General features: G+C 30.3%; 7 protein-coding genes and 1 pseudogene. 1 reads left to right on the plus strand and 7 read right to left on the minus strand.

The features are described 5' to 3' along the window. Window positions 1-451 precede the first annotated feature (451 nt). Window positions 452-1,215: pseudogene (locus tag CDOM16189_RS07480) on the plus strand (IS1595 family transposase). A gap of 4 nt (window positions 1,216-1,219) precedes the next feature. On the opposite strand, the gene CDOM16189_RS07485 reads toward CDOM16189_RS07480, so the two are convergent. The 7 genes from CDOM16189_RS07485 to CDOM16189_RS07515 form a co-directional block, all read right to left on the minus strand. Next, window positions 1,220-2,239 carry a WG repeat-containing protein gene (locus tag CDOM16189_RS07485; RefSeq protein WP_169975933.1) on the minus strand — a complete coding sequence of 340 codons (1,020 nt, stop codon included), beginning with the start codon at window positions 2,237-2,239 and terminating at the stop codon, window positions 1,220-1,222. Window positions 2,240-2,284: 45 nt separating this feature from the next. Continuing rightward, window positions 2,285-4,009, minus strand: coding sequence for a DUF262 domain-containing protein (locus CDOM16189_RS07490; protein WP_169975931.1), 1,725 nt, complete (start codon window positions 4,007-4,009; stop codon window positions 2,285-2,287). Continuing rightward, on the minus strand, window positions 3,999-5,255 hold the full coding sequence (locus tag CDOM16189_RS07495) for a DUF262 domain-containing protein (RefSeq protein WP_169975929.1): 1,257 nt from the start codon (window positions 5,253-5,255) through the stop codon (window positions 3,999-4,001). The genes CDOM16189_RS07490 and CDOM16189_RS07495 overlap by 11 nt, the downstream gene beginning before the upstream one ends. A gap of 3 nt (window positions 5,256-5,258) precedes the next feature. Further along, on the minus strand, window positions 5,259-6,737 hold the full coding sequence (locus CDOM16189_RS07500) for a DUF2779 domain-containing protein (protein ID WP_169975927.1): 1,479 nt from the start codon (window positions 6,735-6,737) through the stop codon (window positions 5,259-5,261). A gap of 79 nt (window positions 6,738-6,816) precedes the next feature. Further along, window positions 6,817-8,361 carry a relaxase family protein gene (locus tag CDOM16189_RS07505; protein WP_169975925.1) on the minus strand — a complete coding sequence of 515 codons (1,545 nt, stop codon included), beginning with the start codon at window positions 8,359-8,361 and terminating at the stop codon, window positions 6,817-6,819. After that, entirely contained in the window at window positions 8,355-8,672 is a 318-nt protein-coding gene (locus CDOM16189_RS10085) for a plasmid mobilization protein (RefSeq protein ID WP_169975923.1), read from the minus strand. The genes CDOM16189_RS07505 and CDOM16189_RS10085 overlap by 7 nt, the downstream gene beginning before the upstream one ends. Continuing rightward, window positions 8,672-8,923 (minus strand): helix-turn-helix transcriptional regulator, encoded by a 252-nt coding sequence (locus CDOM16189_RS07515; RefSeq protein ID WP_169975921.1) that lies wholly within the window; start codon window positions 8,921-8,923, stop codon window positions 8,672-8,674. The genes CDOM16189_RS10085 and CDOM16189_RS07515 overlap by 1 nt, the downstream gene beginning before the upstream one ends. Window positions 8,924-9,970: the final 1,047 nt, after the last annotated feature.

Below are 9,970 nucleotides of genomic sequence, written 5' to 3' on the forward strand. Positions count from 1 at the left end.
GAATGATCTTGCGATAGTGCACTATAGCATCATTGATTATTTCATAGTTTTTGAACCATTATTTTTGCCATTTCGTCCACTTTATCCCCTTCATCATCTTTTATGTCTTTTAAAACAATATCTTTTTAGTATTTTAAAAACACCGACAAATCATTTAAATTACAAACCTATTTTCACATCTGCTAAGCCAATTTAATTTTATTTTTATATTAAATTTATTTGTGATTTGATAATCTGTGGTGTTTGTTTTTATACTCTTCGCATGCGTCGTATCAGTACAAATCAAGAAAAAGCATAAAAATTTTAAAGATGTTATAGCTTTGTAAAATTATAGAATTTTGATTTTTGCCTAAAACTTTTTATCAAAAGCATCTAAAAAATTTTGTATTTTTTCCTTTAATTAATATGGCTCTCTTTAACTTAAGCTCACACAAAGGAGCAGTAAGTTACGATGAGCACAATGAAAAATAAGTATATAATTCGTTCCCGAATTTCAGAGAAGAAATTTAGAGAAATTCTCAAGTATTTTGCAGAAGACATAGAAGCATCAAAGATATCGAATTTAACTAAAATCTCAGAAGTAACGCTATGTAAAATCTTTAGGGAAATAAGAATTCTTATGTTTCAAGAATGTGAAAAAATAAGTAAATTTAGCGGTGAGATAGAGATTGACGAAAGCTACTTCGGAGCTAAGAGAGTAAGAGGTAAAAGAGGTAGAGGCGCAGCAAATAAAACACCGGTATTCGGTATGCTTAAAAGAAACGGTAAGGTCTATACCCGGATAGTTAAAAACTGTTCTGCTAGCGAACTAATACCTATACTATCGGAGTTTAGCGAATCGGATGAGAGCGTTATTTATTCTGATTGCTGGAAAGCCTATGACGGATTAGTAGATTACGGAGCCAAAGAGCACTACAGGGTAAAACACTCAAAGAATGAATTTTAGCTGCGCTACGCTTGCTACTTTACAAGACGCTAACGGTAAAAATCATATAAACGGTATAGAGAATTTTTTAGCTGCGACTTCGTCTTGCTACTGCAAGCAGACGGGGATATGCTAAACATAGACTAGCTAAATTTAAAGGCATTAAGAAAGAGAATTTCTTACTTCATCTTAAAGAGTGTGAATTTAGATATAATACTAAAACTACGCAGGAAGACTTATATCAAAAACTGTTGAGATTAATAAGAGAGAATCCGCTTAAGTTTAATTGAGCCATTAATATATTTCATCACAAAAACCCAATACTTTGTAATTCTTTTGCAGGCTATCTACAATAATTAGATCATCTTTAAAAACAATAAATTCATTTTCAGATATTTTTTTAAATACTTTATCAAAAAAGACAGGACGGATAATTTCTGCACTAGAATCCACATAATAATCATCACAAAAACCAACCAGTCCATTTTCTTGTACATAAAACATATCACAACCAATATAGCTTATTATTTGAGATTTTGGCTTTAAAATAACATTGCCATCTAAATCACAAATTCCATAACAATCAGTCTCATAGTGTGTTTTAAAATCCTGAAAAACAATAAAATCACCATAACGAATCATCGGTTTATAGGGTAAAACATATGAATTATGCAAATCACTAACCGCCCATTTATCTCCAAATTTACCGGCATATATTGAATCTATTTGATTGTTATCAGACGTGAATGTTTGAAGACCATAAATTTCACTAAAACCTTGCAAAACTTGCTTTCTTAATTCTACACTATAATAATTAACTTTACCATTTTTCTCTTTTATTTTAATCAACCCAGAATGAAAACGGGACAGTTCAAATTGTGGCAAATTTGGATCAATATTTATACCATTTATAAGTAGATTTTGAACTTTTTGACCGCTTAAATCAAATAAAAAACTACTTTCATTATTAATAGCTAATAAAAGATCATTCATTTTCTCAATATCGCTAAAAATGCAAGGCAAAATTAGCTTACCAAAGCAATCATAAAAGCCAACTTCCCTCTCGTCGCTAATTATAGACCCGCGGGAATATACAAAAAATCCACCATCGCCTGCTAAATAAAACTGAGTAGCCTTTTGTAAAAATCTAAGTTCTGTATCAAAAATAAAAAGTGCAGATTCTTCTTCCTTAAATAATATAGCAAGCAAAAAAGTGCCTGTTTTTAGCTTTTTTGCGAGGGTAAATTCAGGTTTTATGATTACTTCATTACCGTTTTTAATCCCGTATCTGCCATTTTCTACAAACAATTCCATCATTTTTCCTTTTTAGAAATTGTAATCAAAATTTTAGGACATTTTTTATTCCAACTCTAGCAACCTTTTCATCTCTTCGCCGTGTTTTTTACATTTTTTATAAGTCCATTGCTCGTTTTCTTTCAAGCCCTCTAAAGCTAAAAGCATTTTTAAACTTTGAATATTTTTATTTTTGTTAATCCAATCCTTAACCATTGCTTTTTTCACAATAGGATCAGAAGCGTTAAGACTAGAATTCCTTGATTGTGTTAAAAGTGCTAAATTTCCAAATTCATCCACTTTGTCTTGATTTGATTTTTTTTGACCGATATTGTTATTATTTTCCGAATATCCTTTATCCCAATCATCTTTTTTAATTTGTGGCTGAATATGCTCTACTGAATTTAAACGAGTTAGATAGTATTTTGCTTCAATTTTTTTTATTTGCTCGTCGGCATATAAGTCTTTCCATGGTTTTTTATCTTCTTTGTGATACATTTTTTTCCAAAGCAAATACTCAAGCCTATAAAACCAGTAGTGTGGAGTGTTGGTACCTTGGTCTAAATTTAGCCCTTTTTTAATTTTTTTCTTAGTCTTATAATTATCTATCTTTTCTAAAATTTCAATCAAATATGATATATCTCTTTTTCTATCAATAACACTAAAAACACATCTAATCCACTCTTGAGCCTTATGATTTTCAGCCGTAAAATTAAACAAAAGCTCTATCATTTGTAGCTCTTTTGGCTTATCTATCTTAAAAAAGGAATCTGCATCTTGTATATCCCTAAAGTATGGCTTATCTTGCTCATCTCTTTTAAAGACAAAGTAATCAAAAATAATTTTAAATTTAAGCAAGTGAAGGATGAAATTTTTTACTTTTTCGGCTTCTGCTTTTTCATATTTAAAATTTTTTCCAAAGGCATCTAGTAAATTTAAATTTGACATTGCAAACTTTTTATCAATAACTCCGCGAAAGCACTTAAGGGCATTTATCAAAAGATAGTCAAAGCTGATAATACTTTTATATTCATTGACTGAATCCGGCATATTGTCGTATTTGATTAAATTAAATAAACTTGGCATGTTGTTTAGTGTTGGGTCTTTTACAAATTTTAAAAAGCTATTTCTTATCTTTTCTATCGTTTTTTCTTTATCATTGTTTTTGTAATAAATCATATCTTCTAAATAATAATCCATATTTGCACAGAATTCCCAAATTGTGCCAAATTTTTCTTCTTCATCTTCAAGGCAACTTAAAAATTTAGCCTTTAAAATTTGATGTTTTTCAAGCTGAACGCTACGCGAATTTATAAGCTCAAAATACCTTGTGATGTCCGTATCAGCAGGCAAAGTCGTGATAGTAAATGAAATTTTATCTAAAAGCTCTTTTGTCAGCCTATCTTTATTTTGCAAAATAACCCTTAAATTTTCTCTCATATTTTCATTTTTACAAAGATCCAAATTTGAGCAGTCCTTAGTCCTTAAAAATGCACTGTCCTCATCTCTTATCTCATAATCAAGCTCAAAAAGCAAGCTCTTATCACAAACCATCAGTATAAGATAAAGCGTAGTTAGCCTTTGCTGTCCGTCGATGACATTGTCGTCTTTATCAACAACAATATTGCCTATATAGTATCTAGCTTTTTCAGCATGCTCCAAATCTGCAATCAGTGTCAAAACTTCATCGCTTTGCCAAGCATATTCTCTTTGATAAAGCGGGATTTTAAATTTTTCTCCACTCAAATCTTTTATTGTAAATTCTTTAATGAATTTGTTATTATCGTACATTTAGTCTGCCCTTTTTAAATTTATTTTTTATCTCATCTTTAAAATATGTAGCGTCTATAAAATACTTTTTTTGCCCGGAATAAAGTTTATTATCTTTATCTTGTTTTAAATCTAATCCACCTATTTGACTAACTTTTCTTTTCAATTTATCTAACACGACGATTTTATTAGACGCAAAGGCTATTTCTACAAAACACTCTTTCATCTCACTTGCAACATTTTCTTTTGTTATCCTGTCATCTTTTAGCCGCAAATTTAAAAGTATAATCTGCAAACATTTCTCCACCTCATAGCTATCATCGCTAAATTTATCATGGTAAAATAGCAAAAGTGCTTTGTAAATTTTATTTAAATAGGCATTGCCACCCCAAAGTCTATCGTAGCATGTAAAGCTCTCATCCTTGGAAAGCTCTAAATAAAAATCGGCGTATTTTTGCAGGTATTTAAAAAAGGCAAGTCCGCCTTGGACTGATGATGTAAGCGTAAAATCGCTATGGTATTTGTCAAACAATATCTCGCTGTTTAAAAACTCGCTTTTAAAGTTAGTGTAAATATCAGCCCGCCTAAGCTCATTGCCCCATAGTTTGCCTCTTACGGCTGCTTTTATGATGGCGATTAGCCCCAAAACTTCGGTAAAGACATCTTTATCATTTATCTTTGTCTTAAGTGCATTTTCAAACTCCATCGCACACTCTTTTTGTCTGTTTTTTCTTTGCACAAATCTTATATGATGTCCTTTTAGTAAGTCCTTATCATCAAGCGATTTACCGCGTGTATTTTGAGAGTTAAAAAGCACAAAAGCTTCGTCTAAATCAGTCGTGGAGATGTAGGTTACAAGCACATTTTTATTAAGATAGTCTATAAATTTTTCGTCAATTTTTTTATCTTCTTTGTATCGATTTATAAGTTGCTTGTTCTTTTTTAATGCATCACCTGAATTTATATTGTCATATTCTAACTTCTCTTTTATAGAATTCTCCAAAATCAAATATATTGTTGTTAATCTTTGCTGTCCATCAACGATGTTTAAAATTTCATCATTTAAATTTTCTTTTTCTTTATGAAATATAACATTGCCTATTAGATAATTTTCTTTGCCAAGCTCCATTGCCAGTTTTATATCATCAATCAGCTCATTTACATTATCCTCACTCCAAACATAGGGGCGTTGATAAGGCGGTATCTTTAACTTTTTTTTAAAAAGATCACCGACATTACAACTGCCTACATCAAGTTGATCACTCATACTTTATCCTTTTAAAATTTTAGTTAAAATTATATCTCTTAGTTTCTTATAAATCTCAACCATAGCAAGTGTATCAAGATGACAGTATTTAAGCAGATTTTGCCTTACTCTCTCTATCTCTTTTGTATCTGTTTGATAAATTAGATTCGCATACTCGCTACTTGCATCTCCTCCATTTTGTATATCAAGCTCTTTATAGCTAAGCTCTTTATTATTTGGAAATAAAGCAGGCAGAACAGACTTGATAGAAAAGCTACCATGGAAGTTTTTATCATAGTATCCAATAGAACGAAACGGAACCAGTAGATCTATAAATCTTTCATTAAGGGCTAATAATTCATCTTTAAGATCGGGCAAAAGCTCTGCAAGCTCTTTTATTCTACTTTTCTCAAAGCTCATATTATAAGCCATTATCGATCCTTGCTTGGTTATTTTTTTAAGCATGTCTTTGGCTAGACTTTGCCTTGGATCATTTATCCCATCACCTAAAAATTCAAAGTGCTCTAATCTGCCATCTTCATGAAGGATATGAAGCGAGTATTGAAAGGTTACCTGAGCGTATGGTCTTTGGTGGTCAAATCTTGGAATAGCATCTTGAAAGGTTTCAAAGTCTAAGAAATTTATAGGATATTTTACATTAGAGATAAACTCATCTATTATGCTTTTATCTATATATGGACTATTATCATTTGTGCTTACTTGAAGTCTTTGAGTTTCTGTTAAGCTTATATCACTTTTTAAAATATCCTCATAGCTTACAATACCGTTATGATACATATCATATGCCTTGGTTTGATTGATGCGGTATAGATTTAATATGGAAATTTCAGGTACATCTTTAAAGCAGTGCTGTGAGAAGCTACACTCAAATGGATTATAGCATTGTGTTCCTATCTTTATATCAGGCTCATCTAGGCTTAGCATATTGTTTAAATTTGTTAGGTTATCTCTAACTTCATCTTGTTTGGCGATAACTATATTTGTTATATCTTCTATATGAAATAGCTCGTTTAAATTTATCTCTCCAACTCTTTCATAAGAGTTATCTATATGCATGACATAGGCTTTCTTAAGAGGCAAAACTGAGCTTATGCAATACCACTGCACGCTGATGTCGTCTATATGATAATCTTTTACACTAGTGCTTGATTTAACTTCGTAAATTTCATACTCATTGCCGTTTTTTACCAATATATCAGCCATAGCAAAAACACCATTTGATATAAATGTAGCTTCATAGATGATTTTTACTCCATTAGCTATAAGCTCTTTTGTCCTTTCTGCCATACATTCAAAGTTACTCGGATTAAACTCTATTAGGACTCCGCCTTTAAAATACTCTTGTGCAAGCCTACCTACTTCATTACCTATCTCAAATTTTGTATTATTGATACATTTATTTTCAAGGTCACGTCTAAATTTATAAAGCCATAAAGACTTTGGACACTGCAAACCTCTTGTGTATTGTGATTTAGATAGCATTTTAGTCCTTTTTGTTTTTTATAATTATAACAGGTTGGATGGACAAGAGAGTGTCTATTTATTTTATAGTATATTTATCTTACCCAAACCCCATATCACTTATATCTCTTTTTTTGGATATCTCTTTAGATCTGTTTAGTTTTAGCTTGAATAAGTTTCTAGCCTCCCTTTTAACCCAACCAACTCTTGAGATAATGTCAAATGACAGCTCTCTAAGGACATCAATCTTTCTTCTAAATCCACTGATGAATTTTGAAATTCTTGTTGTATTAGAGTTTGTTCTTTGAATACTGCTTCTAAGCCGGTTAATCTCTTGTCCAAAGTCTTGAATTCTTTGAGTAGTTCGTTTAATAATTCTATTCTCTCTTTCTCTTGCCTCTCTTTTATCTCTAATTCTTTTAATAACTCTTGCTCTAGTAGTATCATGATACATCCTTGTAGTAAAGATTTTAGTTTTATCATTTATTGTTGTTTGCCAGTTATATTTTGTTTTATATAAGTTTTCATATTTTGATTTGTTTGTTTGAGTTTTTTGTTTTCCGAATAGAGGCTGTAACTCCATATTGATATAAAAACTATCACTATAAATATTATCGCTGATAATATTTGATATATTTGAGTTTCTTCTTGGCTCTCTTGAAGATTGCTCTTGAAGCCAGTTGTTTCTTTTTTGTATTGCATTGTTAAGTTTTGTTTTGAGTCTGCTAAGCTCTTGATCTCTTTTTGACAGGCTTTGTTTGAATTTGATAATTCTAAATTTCTCAATTGCAACTCCTGAAAAGATGTCTCTAGGTTTGCATATTTCGTTTTCAAAGATGAAACTTCTTGGTTCTTGTTCGCCAGCATTATTTCCATCCCTTGTATCTTTAAACTCTTTTGCTCTTCTTTGTGTCTTTTCTCTGAGTTGCTCCAAGCTTGCAGTGTCTGTAAAGCTTTCATGAAACATATCTCCTTTAAATCTTTTAGCCTTTTTACTATTTGGTAGCTTGACTGATATATAGTCTTTTCCTATTCTGGTTACTTCTATATTGCTATTTTTAAGGGCTTTTAAGATGTCATCTCTACAGCTAAATTCATTATTGATTAATTTATCTACTAGTATCTTTTCAAGTTCTATATAATCCTTTATAGATTTTAATTCTTTCCTTGAGCCTTGAAGTATATGAGCTTTAACAGGGTCTTTTGGATCTGTAAAACCAAATTTAAAGTTTATGTAGTTTTGCCAAGAGTCTACGAGAGGTCTATCTACCCTATCATAGTATGGGTTAAAAGCTAGTCCTGTTATTAGATCTATCTTTGGAATGGCGAAATTTAGTTCAAGCCGCCCCTTGTCTATATGTTCTACCCATAAGATATTGTATCTATCTTTATCATTTCCAAATAAAAGAGTTTCAAATTCATCTATTATTGTTTGTTTTAAAGATAGATCAATATCTTTTTCTTCAAACGATAGACAGTCCATACATAGTTTTTGTTTTTTAGTTATGTTTGAAACTATATTTCTGGTTATAGCCTCATTTCCTTTTAAAACTCTAGCCGTTTGATCTTTGACTCTATGATTTAAAAGATAGTTAATTCCGGATATACTTCCGCCTTGTTTGTTAGAAAAGAATTTAACTAACAATTCTTATCCTTATCCAACAAACTATTTATAGAATTAGAAATTTCAATAATACGCTTTAAGACTATAGAGTCTATGCTTTTAGTTGTGTTAACATGTTTAGTTATCTGGTTGAGATTACTACCCACCCTTGAAAGTTGGTTAACCATAGCTTTATCGAATTTATGGATAGGGGGTTTGGAATAAAGGATAATATGTCTAATGTAGACAGATCTGCTTACACCTGACATGCTTGCTTTGAACTCTAGATTGTTAATTTCCGAGTCGTTTAGCCTAATGGTTATTCTATTAATTCGATTATGTTTTGCTTTCATTATATTACTTTTTGTCTAGAATTAGTTAAAAACTGAGCGATTGCAACAAGAGTAAATACTATACGAGAGTTCTTTGCGTCTCCTATCTTTACATACGATGGTAAACTTCTGCCATCTTTTATCCTGAGATCAAGAGTGGAAACACCTATACCAAGAGCTTTAGCAGTCTCTTGTCTATTAAGAGACTGCTTGCCTGGAAATTGACGTTCAAGACTTTGAAGAGTTTTTTCAAAAAAATCCATTGATTCCATTTAAATTCCTTTAATTTTTTATCTATTCAATATTAATTATAGTCGTTAGTATAATTCTTCAACAAAAAATATAAAAATTTATAAAAAAGACAATAGAATGTAGTAGTTTAAGGCAAATTAGGGTAATTTAGAATAAAAAATATTTTTATAGATAAAAGCAAGGCTATAACTTATCGATATTTAAAAACTGGTTGAGACAATATGTATATATTAATAGTTTACATATTAATATATAATCCATTTTACTAGTTTAAATATTTAGAATTCCAAATAATACATCTCAAAATAGTTTAAAATAGTCCAGAATAATATGCAATATAAAAATAAACAAAGGGGAAATAAAGGGGAAAAATACAAAAACCAAGAAACCTTAAAGCTTAAGAAATATCGGTAGAATAGGGGGTTTTAAAAGGGTTTTTATAAGGAAATGGCCCCGGATGCTGAATCAGAACCGGCTTGCATTAAACACTGTATTTTAGCCACTTTAAGCTTACTAAAAAAATGCTAGTGACTCACTTTTGACTCACTTTTTTTCGGAATAAAATGACATAAAATTTGAAATCTTTAGAAATAAAATGGAAAAAATAGGAAAAGTTTTTGTTAAAATTCACAAATTTTTCAATCGGTTTTCAAAAGATAAAATTACAAAAATAGGTTAAATCCCTAAGTTTAGGGTTTTAAATGATATGAAAAAAAATGATAGGTTTTTTATGTTTTATAAAATGCCGTATTTTAGGCACTTTTATATTTTATAAATTTAACTAAAATATCTTTTAGTATCTTAGATTAGTTGGCTATATATTTTTAGATTTAATTACAATGCTCAAAATTTTTCATATGTATTTTTTAATATTACTATTTTATTTTTATTAGTCCAGCAAGATACTAGTTCCGCGATTGTTGTTGTTTAATTCTATTTTCATTTTATCGCAACAATAAATAATGTTGTTGATAATTTCCTCTGCCGACAAAAATGAAAACTCGTTTCTTTTTTCAATGAATTCATTAATACAAACCGCTGAAACTGTCTCAATAAAATCAACAACT

It is taken from the genome of Campylobacter sp. RM16189 (assembly GCF_012978815.1).
Classification (GTDB): domain Bacteria; phylum Campylobacterota; class Campylobacteria; order Campylobacterales; family Campylobacteraceae; genus Campylobacter_A.